Raw genomic sequence first — 16,710 nt, 5'->3', positions numbered from 1 at the left:
CGACCGGACCCGGTCGGCGGTCGGCGGCTCGCTCACGTAACGGCTCTTCGGAATGAAGGCCATCCGTTCCCATTTCCCGGGACGACCGGAATCAGGCGGCGCCATTCTCGCTCCCTCCGCTGCTATTCCCGCATCATTACACAAGCCTCGCAACGGAGTGATTCGGTCACGCGCCGACGCGTCGCGCATCTCTGTGCGAACGGACTCGAAATACCGTGCGGGTATGAGATTCCCGCGTCCGCGGCGGCTCCTGCTCGTACCGGCGGCGCTTCTCGCGCTCGCCCCCGGGGCCCTCGCCTCCGCCCTCGGCGGTCCCGCCGAACTCCCCGCCCCCGCCGAGGGACTGAACCTGCTCGTCGTCGGCACGGACTCCCGGGACGGGGTCACCGCCGCCGAGAAGGAACGTTTCCGGCTCGGCGGTCAGGACTGCGACTGCACCGACGTGATCATGCTCGTGCACGTCTCCGCCGGGTACGACCGGGTCAGCGTGGTGTCGCTGCCCCGCGACTCGCTCGCCGAACTCCCGGGCCCGCACACCGATCTGCGGACCGGCAAGGTCCACGACACCCATCTCGCGAAGATCAACGCGGCCCACGCGGAAGGCGGTTCGCCGCTCACCGTCGAGACCGTCGAGGCGGCGACCGGGCTCGACGTGCACCGCTACCTGCAGATCGACTTCCGGCGGTTCATGGACACCGTGGACCAGGTCGACGGCGGTGTGCCGATCTGTACGGCGAAGCCGCTGAAGGACCCCGCGACCGGGCTCGACCTGCCGGTCGGCACCCGGAACGTGGGCGGCGGCGAGGGACTGCAGTACGTGCGCTCCCGGAAGGCCGACGGGGAGATGGACTTCGGCCGCATCCGCAAGCAGCAGAGGTTCGTCGTCAACATGCTGGACCGGATCCGGTCGGGCGGGATCCTCAGGGACCCGGCGAAGCTGCGGGCGCTCGCCTCGACGCTGCGCGGGACCGAGGCCGCCGAGCGCGGTGTCTCGGTGGCCGAACTGCTCACGCTCGCGGCCCGGCTGAAGGCCGTCGGCCCCTCCCGTACCGAGTTCGCCACCGTGCCCGTACGCGGCTTCAACCCGCTCGTCGAGGGCGTCGGGTCCACGGTGGGCTGGGACGAGGAGGGGGCGGCGGAGGTCTTCGCCCGGCTCCGGGCGGACCGTCCGCTGCCGCCCGGCGACGCGGTCGCCCCGAGCGAGCTCTCCGTCGCCGACTACGACCCGGCCCGGGGTTCTTCGCTCATCTGCCCGTAGGCCGTCCGGTGGACATCCCGGAACCTCCGCCCCTCCGACCAGTTGATCAGCACGGCTCGGCACTCAGCGCGGGCCAGTCATCGAAAGGCCAGAACATGAAGAAGCTCCTCGCGACCGCTGCGGTGGCTGTTTCGGTCGTCGGCGCGACGGCCGGGCAGGCGCTCGCGATCGCCGACGACGGTGGCACCACCTCGCTCTCCGGCAACGGCGCGCACCAGGAGTTCGGCAACTCCGCCACCTACGGCGACATGAGCCCGCAGTTCGCGCTCGTCCAGGGTTCCCTGAACAAGCCGTGCATCGGTCTCCCCGCCAAGGTCAACGCCGGCTCCCTCGTCGGTCTCGTCCCGATCGCGGTGCAGGACATCAACGTGCTGTCCTCCCCGCAGAACCAGCAGTGCGTCGAGAACTCGACGCAGGCCAAGGGCGACGAGCCGCTGTCGCACATCCTCAGCGACATCCCCGTGCTGTCCGGCAACGGCGCCGGCAACAGCTGAGCCACGCCGCTCGGCCACGGCGCGGCCCCGTCGTCCCTCTCCGGAGGGGCGGCGGGGCCGTGTCCGTTCGCGGGGCTCAGCCGAGCCCGCGGGCCAGGGCGTCCGGGTCGGTGACGGGTGCGTCGCAGGTGAAGTGACGGCAGACGTACGCGGCGGACGACCCGGCGACCAGGGGGCGGTCGCGCAGGAGCGGGAACTCCTCGCTGTCGGGGGCTCCGGCGGCGAGGACCGCTCCCGGGGTGGTCGCCCTCAGGGCCGTACGGCGCAGCTCCTGGAAGACCGGGTCGGCGGCGCTGCCGACGACGGCGATCTCCCGGGGGCCGTCGAGCAGGGCCTCGGCGACGGCGAGGCCCCAGCCGATGAAGCGGGGGGCGCGCGGGCCGAGCGCCCTGACCACGCCGAGGGCTCCCTCGGCGGCGGTGCGGTGGGCCTCCGAGCCGGTGTGGGCCGCGTACGAGAGCAGTGCTCCGGCGGCGGCGGTCCAGCCGGACGGGGTGGCGTTGTCGGTGGGGTCCTGGGGGCGCCGGATGAGGGCCTCGGCGTCGTGGGCCGTGTCGTACAGCGTCCCGCCCTCGCCGGTGAAGCGGTCGAGGACGTGGTCCAGGAGGAGGCCGGCGAAGTCAAGCCAGGCGCCCTCGCCGGTGACGGCGGCGAGGGCGAGGAAGCCTTCGGCGACGTCGGCGTAGTCCTCCAGGACGCCCGCGTGGGCGCCGGCCCGCCCGTCCTTCGAGGTACGGGTGAGCCGGCCCCCGTCGTCGAGGTGGAGGCGGACCAGGAGGTCGGCGGCCTCGGTGGCGCGCTCGACCAGGTCGGGGCGGTCGAAGAGGGCGCCGGTCTCGGCGAGGGCGGCGATCGCGAGACCGTTCCAGGCGGCGACGATCTTGTCGTCGCGGCCGGGGCGCGCGCGCCGCTCGCGGGCCGCGTGCAGCCGGGTGCGGATGGAGGCGATCCGGCCGGCGTCGGCGGGGCCCGCCTCCTGGGGGAGCTGGAGGACCGAGGCGCCGTGCTCGAAGGTGCCGTCCTCGGTGACGCCGTAGTGACGGGCGGCGAGGGCCGCGTCGTCCGCGCCGAGGGCCTCCTCCAGCTGGGCGGGGGTCCAGGCGTAGTAGGCGCCCTCGACGTGCTTCCCGGTGCCGTCGTCGGAGTCCGCGTCGAGCGCGGAGGCGAAGCCGCCCTCGGGGGTGCGGAGCTCGCGGACCATGAAGTCGGCGGTCTCCAGGGCGACCCGGCGGGCGAGGTCGCTGCCGGTCGCCCTCCACAGGTGGGCGTAGACGCGGCAGAGCAGCGCGTTGTCGTACAGCATCTTCTCGAAGTGCGGGACGACCCAGGAGCGGTCCACGGCGTAGCGGGCGAAGCCGCCGCCGAGCTGGTCGTAGATGCCGCCGCGGGCCATCGCCTCGCAGGTGTCGGCGGCCATCTGGAGCGCGCCCTCGGAGCCCGTGCGGGCGTGGTGGCGGAGCAGGAACTCCAGGACCATCGACGGCGGGAACTTGGGCGCGCCGCCGAAGCCGCCGCGGGTGGCGTCGTACTCCCGGGTGAGGCCGAGCAGCGCGGCGGCGAGCTCCTCCTCGCCGGGGAGGCCGTCGCCGGCGACGGCGAGGGAGCGGCCCGAGAGGTCCTTCACGATCCGGTCGGCGACCTCGTCGACCTCGCCGCGGCGCTCGGCCCAGGCGGTGTGGACGCCTTCGAGGACCTCGGTGAAGGACGGCATGCCGTGGCGCGGCTCCGGCGGGAAGTAGGTGCCGAAGTAGAAGGGCGCCGCGTCGGGCGTGAGGAAGACGGTCATCGGCCAGCCGCCCTGGCCGGTGGCGGCCTGGACGGCCTCCATGTAGACGGCGTCGACGTCGGGCCGCTCCTCGCGGTCGACCTTGACGGCGACGAAGTGCTCGTTGACCACCGCGGCGGTGGCCCCGTCCTCGAAGGACTCGTGGGCCATCACGTGGCACCAGTGGCAGGAGCTGTAGCCGACGCTGAGGAGCACCGGGACGTCGCGGCGGCGGGCCTCCTCGAACGCCTCGGCGGACCAGGGCCACCAGTCGACCGGGTTGTCCGCGTGCTGGAGGAGGTAGGGGGAGGTCTCATGGGCCAGTCGGTTCGCCATGGGGCCATCCTGCCGCAGTCGGCCCGTACCGGGCGGGTACGGGCCGACGTGCCGCTACTTCGACGCGGCCGGGGCCTTCGCGCCGCCCTTGCCGGCCTCGGCCGGGTCGGGGGTCTCCTCGAAGGAGACGCGGTTCATGTGCCGGTTCATCGACTTCATCAGCGCCCAGACCGCGAGGGCCAGGGCGGCGAAGACGACGAAGCCGAGGACGCCCGGCGTCACCTTGTTCTTGTCCAGCTCCTCGGCGGCGAGGGGGACCAGCTGCGTCAGTGCGAGGTGTGCGCTCATGTCAGGCATTGTCGCGGATGCCCGCGAAGAGATCTTCCTCGGGGAGGGAGGTCGGCACGAGGGACTTGCTGAGCTCGTACTCCTCGGTCGGCCAGACCTCCTTCTGGATCTCCATGGGGACCCGGAACCAGCCGCCGTCGGGGTCGATCTGGGTGCGGTGGGCGATCAGGGCCTTGTCGCGGATCTCGAAGAAGTCGGCGCACGGGACGAAGGTGGTCAGCGTCCGCTCCTTGCGCTCGAACTCGCTCCACCGCTGCAGCCACTCGCCGTACGGGGACTCCAGGCCCCGGTCGAGGAGGGCCTGGTGCAGCGCCTCGGTGCGCGGGCGGTTGAAGCCCTGGTTGTAGTAGAGCTTCTGGGGCTGGTACGCCGGGCCGAACTCGGCCTCCGGGTACTTCTCGGTGTCCGTCGCGCCGTCGAAGGCCACCATCGTGATCTTGTGGGTCATGATGTGGTCGGGGTGCGGGTAGCCGCCGTTCTCGTCGTAGGTCGTGATGACCTGCGGACGGAAGGAGCGGATCTTGCGGACCAGCTCGCCGGCCGCGTGGTCCACGTCCTCCAGGGCGAAGCAGCCCTCGGGCAGCGGGGGCAGCGGGTCGCCCTCGGGCAGGCCGGAGTCGACGAAGCCGAGCCACTCCTGGCTCACGCCCAGGATCTCCCGGGCCTCGTCCATCTCCTTGCGGCGGACCTCGTGGATGTTCTCCTCGATGTAGGGGTCGCCCTGGAGCTTGGGGTTCAGGACCGAGCCCCGCTCGCCACCCGTGCACGTCACCACGAGGACGTCCACCCCCTCGGACACGTACTTGGCCATGGTCGCCGCGCCCTTGCTCGACTCGTCGTCGGGGTGGGCGTGAACGGCCATCAGTCGCAGCTGCTCAGTCAAGACTCGATCCTCAGTGATTCGTCGCGGAGGGTGGTCTCTATAGTGACGGAATCGGGGGGAGGAAAATTCCGCGCCCCCGCCCCGAGAGGACCGATACATGACTGCGGTGCGAGAGCAGCTGCCCGAGGGGCGCTACGGGCGCTCGGCGGACGAGCGGGCCGACCGGAAGCTGAAGGTCGCCGGAGCGGTCCTCGGCACCCTCTTCCTGGTCATGATCGGCTGGTTCGGCTGGCACTACGTCGTCGACAGCAGGATCAGCGCCGAGATGATCAAGTTCGACGTGGTGAGCGACACCGAGGTGCAGGTGCACCTGGAGGTCCGCAAGGACGCGGGCGTCGAGGGCGTGTGCACGCTCCGGTCCCGCTCCGAGGACGGCGCCGAGGTGGCCCGCAAGGACGTCGTCGTCGCCGAGCCGGGGTCCCGTGTCGACCGCGTCTACTCCCTCCGGACCACCGCCCGGGCGACCAGTGCCGAGCTCCTGGGGTGTACGGCGCGGTAGCGGTGGGTAGGGGAGGGGCAGCGAGTCCCGGCGGGTCGCCTGCGGTGACCTGGAGCGACGCCATCCCGATGGTTTATGTCCTCCCGCTTTCCGCCACTCATTGTTAGGCTCGTGCTTTCGCCCACCCGGGAAGCGAGGGTTTTCCGCGTAGGGCGATGCTTTGTATTCCCAGTACCTACGAGGAGCACCTGTGACCCAGACCAGCGACAACGTCACCTGGCTCACCCAGGAGGCGTACAACAAGCTCAAGGACGAGCTTGAGTACCTGTCTGGTCCCGCGCGTACCGAGATCGCGGCGAAGATCGCAGCCGCGCGCGAGGAGGGCGACCTGCGCGAGAACGGCGGGTACCACGCGGCCAAGGAGGAGCAGGGCAAGCAGGAGCTCCGGGTCCGCCAGCTCACCCAGCTGCTGCAGAACGCCAAGGTCGGCGAGGCCCCGGCGGACGACGGCGTCGTCGAGCCCGGCATGGTCGTGACCATCGCCTTCGACGGCGACGAGTCCGACACGATGACCTTCCTGCTCGCCTCCCGCGAGTACGCGAGCGGTGACATCGAGACCTACTCGCCGCAGTCGCCGCTCGGCATCGGCGTCAACGGCAAGAAGGCCGGCGACGACGCCGAGTACGAGCTGCCGAACGGCAAGAAGGCCATGGTGAAGATCCTCAGCGCGAAGCCGTACACCGGCTGAGGCTCCCCCTCCCGCATGGCCGAAGGGCCGGTCCCCCGTGGGGGCCGGCCCTTCGGCGTTCCGGGTTCCGCTCAGGCGGAGGCGGAGCGGTACTTGCGGACGGACAGGGTGCGGAAGACGGCGACGATCAGCAGCGACCAGAGGAGCGAGGCCCACACAGGGTGCTGCATGGGCCAGGCGTCGGACTGGACGACGCCGGGGTTGCCGAAGAGCTCGCGGCACGCCTGGACGGTGGCGCTGAAGGGGTTCCACTCGGCGATGGGCCGGATCCAGTCGGCCATCTGGCTGGGGTCCACGAACGCGTTGGAGACGAAGGTGACCGGGAAGAGCCAGATCAGGCCGCCGGAGGTGGCCGCCTCCGGGGTGCGGACGGAGAGCCCGATGAGGGCGCCGATCCAGGAGAAGGCGTAGCCGAGCAGGAGCAGCAGGGCGAAGGCGCCGAGCGCCTTGGGGATGCCCTCGTGGATGCGCCAGCCGACCAGCAGGCCGACGATCGCGAGGACCACGAGGGTGAGCGCGGTCTGGACGAGGTCGGCGAGGGTGCGGCCGGTGAGGACGGCGCCGCGGGCCATCGGCAGCGAGCGGAAGCGGTCGACGAGGCCCTTGCTCATGTCGTCGGCGATGCCGGCGCCCGCTCCGGCGGTGGCGAAGGTGACGGTCTGGGCGAAGATGCCGGCCATCAGGAAGTTCCGGTAGACGACCGGGTCGGTGTTGCCGCCGACGCTCATGGAGCCGCCGAAGACGAAGCTGAACAGGATCACGAACATGACCGGCTGGATGAGCCCGAAGATGACCATCTCCGGGATGCGGGTCATGCGGATCAGGTTCCGCTTGGTGACGACGAGGGAGTCCGCGATCGACTGGACGATCCCGCCCCGGGGGGCGGGGACGTGCGGGGCGGTGTCGGTGAGGGTGGTCACGCGCCGGGCTCCTTCCGGTGCTTGCGGGCCCTGGCCGGGGGCTGGTCCGCGCCGCCGCTCAGGCCGTTCGCGCCGTTGTCGTCGTCCTGCTCGCGCGCGGCGGCGTGGCCGGTGAGGGAGATGAAGACGTCGTCGAGGGTGGGGCGGCGCAGGCCGATGTCGTCGATCTCGACGCCGACGGCGTCCAGGTCGCGGATGACCTCGGCGAGCAGCTTGGCGCCGCCGGTGACGGGGACGGTGAGCCTGCGGGTGTGGTCCTCGACGGAGACGTCGTCGAGGCCGCGTTCGCCGGGGCCGTAGCGGGCGAGGACGGCGCGGGCGGGGGCGATGGCGTCGCGGTCGTGGACGACGACCTCGACGCGTTCGCCGCCGGTGCGCTCCTTGAGCTGGTCGGAGGTGCCCCGGGCGATGACCCTGCCGTGGTCGACCACCGCGATGTCGTGGGCGAGGTGGTCGGCCTCCTCCAGGTACTGGGTGGTGAGGAGCAGGGTGGTGCCGCCGGAGACGAGTTCCTTGATGACGTCCCACAGTGCCTGGCGGTTGCGGGGGTCGAGGCCGGTGGTCGGCTCGTCCATGAACATCACGGGCGGGGCGACGACCAGGGCGGCGGCGAGGTCGAGGCGGCGGCGCATGCCGCCGGAGTACGTCTTGGCGGGGCGGTCGGCGGCGTCGTCGAGGCGGAAGCGCTCCAGGAGCTCGTCGGCCCGGGTCTTCGCGGCCCGCGCCTTCATCTGGTAGAGCTGCCCGACCATCTGGAGGTTCTCGCGGCCGGTGAGGTACTCGTCGACGGCGGCGAACTGGCCGGAGAGGCCGATGGAGCGGCGGACCTCGTTGGGGTGGGCGAGGACGTCGACGCCGGCGACCGTGGCGGTGCCGCTGTCCGGTCTGAGCAGGGTCGTCAGGACCCGTACGGTGGTGGTCTTCCCCGCTCCGTTGGGGCCGAGCAGACCGAGGACGGTGCCCTCGGGCACGTCGAGGTCCACCCCGTCCAGAGCGGTGACGTCGCCGAAGGTCTTCACCAGTCCCTCGGCGTGGATCGCGCCTGGCATGTCCACACTCCCGGATCATTTCGGGCATTTCTGCCGATCCTAGGACAGTGGACGGCGCCGTGCTCAGCCCAGGACCGTGTACCCCGCCTCCCGCAGCGCCCCCTCCACCTCCCGGCAGTGCTCCGGCCCCTTCGTCTCCAGGTGCAGCTCCACCTCGACCTCCGTCAGACCCAGCCGCGGATCGGTCCGTACGTGACTGACGTCGAGCACGTTCGCGTCCACCACCGTCAGCACCGCGAGCAGCGTCGCGAGCGCCCCCGGCCGGTCCGCCACCCGCAGCCGCAGGCTCAGATAGCGCCCGGCGGCCGCCATGCCGTGCCGCAGGATCCGCTGGAGCAGCAGCGGATCCACGTTCCCGCCGGAGAGGACCGCGACCACCGGGCCCCGGAACGACTCCGGGTCGCTCAGCAGCGCCGCCACCGGGCTCGCCCCGGCCGGCTCCACCACCAGCTTCGCCCGCTCCAGGCAGAGCAGCAGCGCCGAGGAGAGCGCGTCCTCCGAGACCGTGCGCACCTCGTCCACGTACTCCTGGACCAGCCCGAACGGCACGTCCCCCGGCCGCCCCACCTTGATCCCGTCGGCCATCGTCACCGGCGAGTCGACCACCACCGGATGCCCGGCGGCCAGCGACGGCGGATAGGCCGCCGCCCCCTCCGCCTGCACGCCCACGATCCGCACGTCCGGGCGGACCGACTTCACCGCGAGGCCGATGCCGGCCGCCAGCCCGCCGCCGCCGACGCCCACGACGATCGTGCGGACCTCCGGGCACTGCTCCAGGATCTCCAGGCCGACCGTGCCCTGCCCGACGATCACGTCCGGGTGGTCGAAGGGGTGGATGAAGACGGCGCCGGTCTCCCGCGCATACTCCTGCGCCGCGGCCAGCGTCTCGTCCACCACGTGCCCGTGCAGCCGCACCTCGGCGCCGTACTCCCGGGTCGCCGCGACCTTCGGCAGCGGCGCCCCCACCGGCATGAACACGGTCGCGTGCACGCCGAGGAGCTGCGAGGCGAGCGCCACGCCCTGCGCGTGGTTGCCGGCCGAGGCGGCGACCACCCCGGCCGCCTTCTCCTCCGGCCGGAGCCCGGCGATCCGAACGTACGCGCCGCGGAGCTTGAACGAGCCGGTCCGCTGGAGGTTCTCGCACTTGAGCAGCACCGGCGCGCCGACCAGCGAGGACAGATGACGGCTGCCCTCCAGGGCGGTCGTCCGGGCCACCCCCGCCAGCATCTTCTGCGCCCCGCGCACATCGTCGAGCATCAGGCGGTGCAAGGGGCGTCGCGTACCGAAGGTCATGACCCCAAGTCTCGCAGCTCACCGGCCCTGCGGCCGCCCGGACCGCGGGCCCTGAACGGGTTTGCGCACGGCCGGTACGGAGCCCCTCCCGTCCGCGTACTCTGTCCCCCACACCGACCACCCCCGCACGAGAGAGCCCCCCAGCCATGCCCCCATCTCAGGACATGACGACTGAGCTTGATCCCGGTCTCCTCGATGCCCTCCAGCACCAGGTGGCCGTCTTCGCCCGCCGGGCCGAGCAGACCCGTCTCGGCGGCACCGGCCAGCTCCGCAACTCCATGGACCGGGCCGCTTACCTCCTGCTCAACCGGCTCGACCAGGAAGGGCCGATGGGCGTCAAGGCGCTCGCGGCGGGCATGGGGATCGACTCCTCGACCGTCACCCGCCAGGTCGCCCCGCTCGTCGACTCCGGCCTCGTCAGCCGCGCCTCGCACCCCGAGGACGGCCGCGCCGTCGTCCTCCAGCTCTCCCCGCGCGGCCTCGACCGCCTGGAGGAGGTCCGCTCCTCGCGGCGCACGCTGATGGCCGAGGTCACCGACGGCTGGACCGAGGACGAGCGCGCCTCCTTCTGCTCCCTGCTCACCCGCTTCAACGCGGCGCTCTCCGCCCGCCAGGGCGGCGCCGCCGGTTCCGCGCAGGGGGGCTGACCGCGCCCCCGGGGCAGACCGGCGCACGGGGGTTGACCCCGCTCCGCCCCGGACCCATACATGAGGGATGGGGAACCGGAGCCGATCCGAACACGCCGCCCGCGCCGGGGAGTTCGACGCCTTCGTGGCGGGCGCGGCGGGGCGGCTGCTGCACGTCGCCACGCTGCTCACCGCCGAGACCCGGGCCCGGAACCCGTACGCCCACGCCCTGCTGACCGCCGCCCTCGCCCACGCGTACGCGGTGCTCGACCGGGGCGGCGACGAGGACCCGTACGCGCTCACCCGGGACGAGCTCGCGCTGCGCTTCGCCCGGACCGCCTGGCGGCACCGCGCCGGCCGCGGCGGGATCCTCGGCGCCCTCACCCCCGGCGAGCGGCTGGTGCTGGTGCTGCGGCTGTACGAGGGCGTGCCCGAGGAGCAGACCGCCGCGCTGCTCGGGCTCCCGGAGGCCCGGGTCCGGGCGGTGTGCGCCCGCGCGGTGGCCCGGCTGCGGGCGGCGGGCGCGTCGAGGGAGGCCGCGTGAGGCACGGCGAGAAGGAGGCGGCCGTCCGGCGGCTGCTCGACACCCCGCATCCGCCGGTGCCGGCCGGGCTCGGGGCGCGGGCGGCGGAGCGCGGCGGCCGGCTGCGGCGGCGACGACGGGCGCTGCGGCGGGCCGGCGGGGTGCTGGCCGGGATCGCGGCGCTCGGCTTCGCCCTCTGGGCGGCGGAGGCGCGTCCGTGGGAGGCGCCGCCGGCCGCGACGACGCCGCCGTTCGCCGGGCCGTGAGGACGGTCCTAGCCTGGAGGAGGGGGTCGGTGGGAACAGCATCGCAGGAGGCCGACATGACCAGGAAAGCCGCCGACTGCCGGGACACGCCGAGCGTGTCGGGCTGCTCGCTCTACATCTCGGGCGAGGAGGAGGAAGTGGTCCGCGCCGCGACCGAGCACGCGGTCTCCGTCCACGAGCACCAGGACACCCCGGAACTGCGCGACGAGGTCAGGGCGAGCCTGAAGGACGCGCTGCCCGGGACCTGAGCGGCACCGGGGGCCCGGGTACGGGGTCGCCGTACCCGGGCCCCTCCGGTACGGGTCAGCCCAGCGCCTCGCGCAGGTCCGCGATCAGGTCGTCGGCGTTCTCGATGCCGACCGAGAGGCGGACCAGGTCGGCCGGGACCTCCAGGGCGGAACCGGCGACGCTCGCGTGCGTCATCCGGCCCGGGTGCTCGATCAGCGACTCGACGCCGCCGAGGGACTCGCCCAGGGTGAAGAGCTTCGCGCGGTTGCAGACGCCGACCGCCGCCTCCTCGCCGCCCTCGACGCGGAAGGAGATCATGCCGCCGAAGGAGCGCATCTGCTTGGCCGCGATCTCGTGGCCCGGGTGCTCGGCGAGGCCCGGGTAGAGGACCTGGGTGACCTTCGGGTGCCGGGTGAGGAAGTCGGCGACCCTGGTGGCGTTCTCGCCGTGCCGGTCCATCCGGACGGCGAGGGTCTTGATGCCGCGCAGCACGATCCACGAGTCGAACGGACCGGCCACCGCGCCCATCGCGTTCTGGTGGTACGCCAGCTCCTCGCCGAGCTCCGCGTCGGCCGCGATCAGGGCGCCGCCGACGACGTCCGAGTGGCCGCCCATGTACTTGGTGAGGGAGTGGACGACGACGTCCGCGCCGAGCGCCAGCGGCTGCTGGAGGTAGGGCGAGGCGAAGGTGTTGTCGACGACCAGCTTCACCCCGGCCTGGCGGGCGATGCCCGCGACGGCCTCGATGTCGGTGATGCCGAGCAGCGGGTTCGACGGGGTCTCGACCCAGATCAGCTTGGTGCGGTCGTTGATCGCGCCGCGCACGGACGCGGTGTCCGAGGTGTCGGCGACGGAGAAGTCCACGCCCCAGCGCTGCACGACCTTGGCGAAGAGCCGGAAGGTGCCGCCGTACGCGTCGTTGGGGATGACCACGTGGTCGCCGGGCACGAGGAGCGTGCGCAGCAGGCAGTCCTCGGCGGCCAGGCCGGAGGCGAAGGCCAGACCCCGCCGGCCGCCCTCCAGGGCCGCCAGGTTCTCCTCCAGGGCGGTACGGGTCGGATTGGCGCTGCGGCTGTACTCGTAGCCGCCGCGGAGCCCGCCCACACCGTCCTGCTTGTAGGTGGACACCTGGTAGATGGGCGGGACGACCGCGCCGGTCAGCGGGTCGGCGGTGTTGCCCGCGTGGATGGCGCGGGTCTCGAAGTTCTGGTGGCTGTGCTGGTCGCTCATGGTCAGGAGCGTAGTGCCGGGTGCCGTCCCCCGCCGCGATTCGTCCACGCCTGCGTCCTGGACAATGGACACATGGAGATTCTCTGGTTCCTGATCGCGCTGGGCCTGCTCTTCGGCGTCCTCGGCCCCTACGTGCTGCGCCGCCGCGCCGGCGGCATCCGGCAGGTCGCGCCCGGCACGCCCGACGCGGCCGACCCGGAGGCGTACGGATTCGTCCGGCAGGAGGAGCTGGACGTGCGGCTGCCCGGGCCCGACCGGGATCTCCTCGACGTCCTCGACGTCGTGCAGGCCACCCAGGACTGGCGGGCCGCGTCGCAGCTGCTCGCCGGGACCGGGAAGGACGGCGAGGTCCGCTGGCAGCGCGTCCAGGCGTTCGCCGGCGCGGCCTCCCTGGAGCTCGCCGAGAAGCCCGGCGTCGGCGGCGCCTGGCTGCGGGCCTGGCGCTCGGACGCGCCGAAGGACGCGGGTGCGGCGGCCGTGCACGCGGAGTTCCTGGTGCAGCAGGCGTGGCGCTCCTCGGCGGCCGGCTCGGACGACTTCCGGATCATCCTGGAGGAGGCCCGGAAGGTCGCCGAGGAGGCGGCGCTGCTCGCGCCCGGCGACCCCGTCCCGTACATCACGCAGCTCGCGGTCGCCCGCGGACTCGGTTACAGCCCCGAGCAGTTCGACCAGGTGTGGGCGAAGGTCATCGACCGGGCGCCGCAGCACATGGGCGCCCATCTGGCGGCGCTGCACTACTGGTGCGAGAAGTGGCACGGCTCGCGGGAGGAGGCCGACCACTTCGCGACGACGGCCGCCGCGCGCGCCCCGAAGGGCTCGCTGCTCGCCGCGCTGCCGCTGTTCGCCGTCTTCGAGCACGTGCCGGACGTGGTGCTGGTGCAGGACTTCTACCGCACGGCGGTGGTGAGCCGGGCGATGGAGGGCGCGCTGTACGCGGTCCACTCGGCCCGCCCCGACGACCCGATGCTGGCCCACGTCCGCCACCTGCTGGTCTGGTTCCTGGTCCGCGGCGAGCGCTGGGCCGAGGCGATGCACCAGCTGGTCCACGTCGACGGCCACGTGGGCGCGCTGCCGTGGACCCTGAGCGGCGACCCGGCGGCCGAGTACACCCTGCACCGGAACCTGGCGGTGGCCGGCTACGAGTCGAACGGCGGGAACCCGGCGACGCTGCGGCGCTGACCGGGCGGGCCCCGGGGATCAGCGGGCCCGCGGGAACAGGGGTGCGCGCGCCGGCGTTGTGCGGACTGCCCGGTCCGCGTCGAGGAGAGATGCCGCATGTTCCTGTCCCGCACCCCCGTCCTGCCCGCCCCGGAGCAGGCCCTGCGCGGCCGCCCGGAGCCGGGGTTCTCGGTGCCCGAGCGCCACACGGTGCTCGGCAACCCGCTGCTCGGTCCCTACCCGGAGGGCCTGGAGGTCGCCGACTTCGGGCTCGGCTGCTTCTGGGGCGCCGAGCGGAAGTTCTGGCGGACCGACGGCGTCTGGACGACGCTCGTCGGCTACCAGGGCGGCTACACGCCGCATCCGACGTACGAGGAGGTCTGCTCGGGCCTCACCGGGCACACCGAGGTCGTCCGGGTGGTCTTCGACCCGGCGAAGGTGTCGTACGAGACGCTGCTGAAGGTCTTCTGGGAGTCCCACGACCCGACCCAGGGCTTCCGCCAGGGCAATGACGTGGGCACCCAGTACCGCTCGGCCGTCTACACCCACTCCCCCGCCCAGGCGGCGACGGCGGAGGCGTCCCGCGCCGCCTACCAGAAGGTGCTGACCGCCTCCGGGTACGGCGAGATCACCACCGCCGTCCTCCCGGTGGACGACCGCCCGTTCTACCCGGCGGAGGCGTACCACCAGCAGTACCTGGACAAGAACCCGGCCGGCTACTGCGGCATCGGCGGGACCGGCGTCTCCTGCCCGATCGGGGTGGCGAAGGCGGAGTAGGCCGTGCCACCCCGGCGCACCACCGTGACGTCCCCGGCCCCGGGAGGGGTCGGCGTGACGGCGCGCGGGAACGGCTCTCTTCGGCTTCGCACGCTCCTGGTGCCGCGGTCTCGCACGTCTTAGGGTCGTTCCACCGCGGGGGGCGGGCCGCCTTCCGCGAAGGTCCAGCGGGTGGGTGGGAACCAGATGAACAAAGCCGTCATCATCGGAATCGACACGTATGCCGACGCGCCGCTCTTCGGGTGTGTCAACGACGCCAAGGACGTCGCGTCCTGTCTGTCCTTAGACCAGTACGACTTCGACAGCCTCGTCCTCCTGAACGGGCGCGCGACGCGCGCCAACATCCTCAGGGAACTGAGCAAGATCGCGTACAGCGAGGAACACCACGGGAAGGGGAGCGTCCTCCTCTTCTACTTCGCCGGACACGGCCAGGTCCTCGGCCAGGCGGGACACCTGGTGACGCACGACGCGGAGATCTTCGACCCGGGCATCGCGCTCGCCCAGCTCGCGCAGCTCATGGAGTCCGCGAGCCTCAACTTCGACCACGTGGTGTCCATCCTGGACTGCTGCCACTCGGGCTCCGCCTTCACGTGGTCCAACAGCCGCCCGCTCAGCCCCTCCGACGTGGAGCGAGAGGTGCGGGCAGTCAACGAAAGCCGTTGTGTGCTCGCCGCGTGCCGTCCGGAGGAGGGCGCGAAGGAGATGAACGGCCGGGGCGTGTTCACGGACATGCTGACGGACGCCTTGCTCGGCGCCGCCGTGAACTGGGACGGCGACGTCACGCTGATGAGCATCTACGAGTACGTCGCCCACGCCATGCCGGAGGAGCTCCAGACCCCCGTCTTCAAGGGGGACGTGGCGGGCACCGTGGTGATCGGCCGCGGGTTCGAGCCGCGCCAGGGCCGGCAGATCGACAAGAGCCAGTTGACCCAGGTCCTCTCGAAGGCGCAGAACCTGATCGACCAGTACTACTACCTGCAGCTCGGGGAACTCACCGAGCGCACCGTGCGACTCTCCGGGGGAGCCAAGAGGTGCGCCATCGAGCTGGAGAAGGTGGTGGAGTGGTTCGACCAGACCGAGCAGGATCTGCCCGACGTCCGCCGGCACCCGGACTGGGACGACCTGACCCGTCGCCTCAGGGAGTTCCGCAAGCACCTGTCCGAGGTCAGCGTGGGCGAGGAGACCCGGTTCGGCAAGATCATCCGGCATATCGGGCACGGCGGTTACGGGCACGTGTGGGAGGCCGAGGACGAGACCGGTGAACGCTTCGCCGTGAAGCTCTTCCACGGCAACGAGCTCGACGACGCCGTCAAGGTGCAGCGATTCGGCAACGGCTACCGCAACATGCGCGATCTGCACCACCCGCGGATCGTCCGCGTGCACAAGATCACCGCGGCGCCCTACGGGTTCAGCATGGACTCCATCCAGGGCGACAACATGCGCAAGTTCTACCTCGAGCGGAACGGCAACGCCGAGGCCATCGTGCGGCTCATGATCGACGTCTGCGAGACGGTCCAGCACGCACACGCGCAGAAGGTCCGCCACCGCGACATCAAGCCGGAGAACATCATCATCTCCTATGGCGCGGACGGACAGATGGAGCCGTATCTGACCGACTTCGACCTGGCGTACCACGAGACGAACCGCACGATGACGGCCAACTTCGGCGTCGGGGGCGTGCTCAGCTACGCCGCTCCCGAGCAGCTGTACGAGCCGAACGCGAAGACCGCCCGCAGTGAGACCGTGGACGTCTTCAGCCTCGCCCAGCTGATGTTCTTCCTGGTCACCGGCCGGGACCCCAACCCGGAGAACTTCGCGAAGAACCACGAGATCCTCGCCCACGAGCTGTCGAACTGGGTCGACGACCGCGCCTCCGAAAAGCTCCTGGAGCTGTACAAGCTCTCCACGTCGAAGGCGCCGTCCGAGCGCCCGCAGACAGTGATCGACTTCGTCTCCCCGCTGCGCTCGGCGGAGGCCATCATCCAGGTCGCCAGCGGTTCCGACGAGGTTCCCGAGGAGGACCTCTGCCGCCGCATCGGCCAGCTCTACGTCGGCATGGGCAAGTACGAGGCCGGCGATGGACAGGTGCGGATGGCCAGTCAGTCGGGCCAGGTGGAGATCGTCGCCCGGCTCAAGTCGCTCAGCCCTCCCAGGAGCGCGGTGGTGGAGCTTGAGTGCTCGGTGAACGGAAACATCCCGGTGGGCTCCTTCAAGACCGGGAAGTCCGCCCGGGAGTCCATAAACAACCGCCTCGACAAGATGCTGGCCAAGCGGCACGGCCACACGGTCCAGCGCCACCCCGGCAGCAAGGGGGCGTACCAGGTGTTCGTCTCCATCCCCGACGTGAGTTTCGACGTCACCGGCGTCGCGCGCGTGTGCGACATCATCGGCACGACGATCAGCGGCATCGAAAGCTGGTAGGTCCTCCC

General features: G+C 71.9%; 18 protein-coding genes. 11 read left to right on the top strand and 7 right to left on the bottom strand.

What is annotated here, in order from left to right; genetic code table 11:
- The first annotated feature begins 223 nt into the window (after positions 1 to 223).
- Both IF73_RS0128300 and IF73_RS0128295 read left to right on the top strand, forming a co-directional pair.
- Positions 224 to 1,258: an LCP family protein gene (locus IF73_RS0128300; RefSeq protein WP_031013056.1), complete on the top strand. Its 1,035-nt coding sequence runs from the start codon at positions 224 to 226 to the stop codon at positions 1,256 to 1,258.
- A gap of 95 nt (positions 1,259 to 1,353) precedes the next feature.
- Entirely contained in the window at positions 1,354 to 1,752 is a 399-nt protein-coding gene (locus IF73_RS0128295; protein ID WP_031013054.1) for a rodlin, read from the top strand.
- A gap of 76 nt (positions 1,753 to 1,828) precedes the next feature.
- On the opposite strand, the gene IF73_RS0128290 is transcribed toward IF73_RS0128295, so the two are convergent.
- The 3 genes from IF73_RS0128290 to mca are packed head-to-tail and all read right to left on the bottom strand — an operon-like array spanning position 1,829 to position 5,024.
- Positions 1,829 to 3,853, bottom strand: a complete 2,025-nt coding sequence (locus tag IF73_RS0128290; RefSeq protein ID WP_031013053.1) for a thioredoxin domain-containing protein — start codon at positions 3,851 to 3,853, stop codon at positions 1,829 to 1,831.
- Positions 3,854 to 3,907: 54 nt separating this feature from the next.
- On the bottom strand, positions 3,908 to 4,150 hold the full coding sequence (locus IF73_RS0128285; protein ID WP_037880735.1) for a hypothetical protein: 243 nt from the start codon (positions 4,148 to 4,150) through the stop codon (positions 3,908 to 3,910).
- A complete protein-coding gene (mca, locus tag IF73_RS0128280; protein WP_031013049.1) occupies positions 4,143 to 5,024 on the bottom strand; it encodes a mycothiol conjugate amidase Mca in 882 nt (293 codons plus the stop codon). The genes IF73_RS0128285 and mca overlap by 8 nt, the downstream gene beginning before the upstream one ends.
- 97 nt (positions 5,025 to 5,121) lie before the next feature.
- Here mca and IF73_RS0128275 point away from each other — a divergent pair, with 97 nt between their 5' ends.
- Together IF73_RS0128275 and greA are read left to right on the top strand one after the other, a co-directional pair.
- The gene (locus IF73_RS0128275; protein ID WP_031013047.1) at positions 5,122 to 5,523 is read left to right on the top strand and encodes a DUF4307 domain-containing protein; all 402 of its coding nucleotides are present in this window, start codon (positions 5,122 to 5,124) and stop codon (positions 5,521 to 5,523) included.
- A 190-nt stretch (positions 5,524 to 5,713) separates the two neighbouring features.
- Positions 5,714 to 6,211 carry a transcription elongation factor GreA gene (gene greA / locus IF73_RS0128270; RefSeq protein ID WP_031013045.1) on the top strand — a complete coding sequence of 166 codons (498 nt, stop codon included), beginning with the start codon at positions 5,714 to 5,716 and terminating at the stop codon, positions 6,209 to 6,211.
- Positions 6,212 to 6,282: 71 nt separating this feature from the next.
- Here the strand turns inward: greA and IF73_RS0128265 are convergent, their stop codons facing one another.
- From IF73_RS0128265 to ilvA, 3 genes are all read right to left on the bottom strand, one after another.
- Positions 6,283 to 7,131: an ABC transporter permease gene (locus tag IF73_RS0128265; protein ID WP_031013043.1), complete on the bottom strand. Its 849-nt coding sequence runs from the start codon at positions 7,129 to 7,131 to the stop codon at positions 6,283 to 6,285.
- Positions 7,128 to 8,180, bottom strand: a complete 1,053-nt coding sequence (locus IF73_RS0128260; RefSeq protein WP_031013042.1) for a daunorubicin resistance protein DrrA family ABC transporter ATP-binding protein — start codon at positions 8,178 to 8,180, stop codon at positions 7,128 to 7,130. The genes IF73_RS0128265 and IF73_RS0128260 overlap by 4 nt, the downstream gene beginning before the upstream one ends.
- A 63-nt stretch (positions 8,181 to 8,243) precedes the next feature.
- On the bottom strand, positions 8,244 to 9,473 hold the full coding sequence (ilvA, locus tag IF73_RS0128255; RefSeq protein WP_031013040.1) for a threonine ammonia-lyase: 1,230 nt from the start codon (positions 9,471 to 9,473) through the stop codon (positions 8,244 to 8,246).
- A 146-nt stretch (positions 9,474 to 9,619) separates the two neighbouring features.
- Here ilvA and IF73_RS0128250 point away from each other — a divergent pair, with 146 nt between their 5' ends.
- The 4 genes from IF73_RS0128250 (at position 9,620) to IF73_RS0128235 (ending at position 11,136) form a co-directional block, all read left to right on the top strand.
- A complete protein-coding gene (locus tag IF73_RS0128250; protein WP_031013039.1) occupies positions 9,620 to 10,120 on the top strand; it encodes a MarR family winged helix-turn-helix transcriptional regulator in 501 nt (166 codons plus the stop codon).
- A 67-nt stretch (positions 10,121 to 10,187) separates the two neighbouring features.
- Positions 10,188 to 10,643: a sigma factor-like helix-turn-helix DNA-binding protein gene (locus IF73_RS0128245; RefSeq protein WP_031013037.1), complete on the top strand. Its 456-nt coding sequence runs from the start codon at positions 10,188 to 10,190 to the stop codon at positions 10,641 to 10,643.
- Positions 10,640 to 10,888 carry a hypothetical protein gene (locus IF73_RS41625; RefSeq protein WP_031013035.1) on the top strand — a complete coding sequence of 83 codons (249 nt, stop codon included), beginning with the start codon at positions 10,640 to 10,642 and terminating at the stop codon, positions 10,886 to 10,888. Before IF73_RS0128245 ends, IF73_RS41625 begins: the two co-directional genes overlap by 4 nt.
- A 56-nt stretch (positions 10,889 to 10,944) precedes the next feature.
- Positions 10,945 to 11,136, top strand: a complete 192-nt coding sequence (locus tag IF73_RS0128235; protein WP_031013033.1) for a DUF1059 domain-containing protein — start codon at positions 10,945 to 10,947, stop codon at positions 11,134 to 11,136.
- A gap of 55 nt (positions 11,137 to 11,191) precedes the next feature.
- On the opposite strand, the gene IF73_RS0128230 is transcribed toward IF73_RS0128235, so the two are convergent.
- Complete coding sequence (locus IF73_RS0128230; protein WP_031013031.1) at positions 11,192 to 12,346, bottom strand: cystathionine gamma-synthase; 1,155 nt, start codon at positions 12,344 to 12,346, stop codon at positions 11,192 to 11,194.
- 72 nt (positions 12,347 to 12,418) lie between these two features.
- On the opposite strand from IF73_RS0128230, the gene IF73_RS0128225 reads away from it, so the two are divergent.
- The 3 genes from IF73_RS0128225 (at position 12,419) to IF73_RS0128210 (ending at position 16,702) form a co-directional block, all read left to right on the top strand.
- On the top strand, positions 12,419 to 13,525 hold the full coding sequence (locus IF73_RS0128225) for a hypothetical protein (protein WP_031013030.1): 1,107 nt from the start codon (positions 12,419 to 12,421) through the stop codon (positions 13,523 to 13,525).
- Between the two features lie 96 nt (positions 13,526 to 13,621).
- Positions 13,622 to 14,281: a peptide-methionine (S)-S-oxide reductase MsrA gene (gene msrA / locus IF73_RS0128215; RefSeq protein ID WP_031013027.1), complete on the top strand. Its 660-nt coding sequence runs from the start codon at positions 13,622 to 13,624 to the stop codon at positions 14,279 to 14,281.
- A gap of 186 nt (positions 14,282 to 14,467) precedes the next feature.
- Entirely contained in the window at positions 14,468 to 16,702 is a 2,235-nt protein-coding gene (locus IF73_RS0128210) for a protein kinase domain-containing protein (protein WP_031013025.1), read from the top strand.
- Positions 16,703 to 16,710: the final 8 nt, after the last annotated feature.

The organism is Streptomyces sp. NRRL F-5727 (assembly GCF_000719555.1).
Classification (GTDB): Bacteria; Actinomycetota; Actinomycetes; order Streptomycetales; family Streptomycetaceae; genus Streptomyces.
This window is presented reverse-complemented; position numbering and strand designations above follow the sequence as displayed.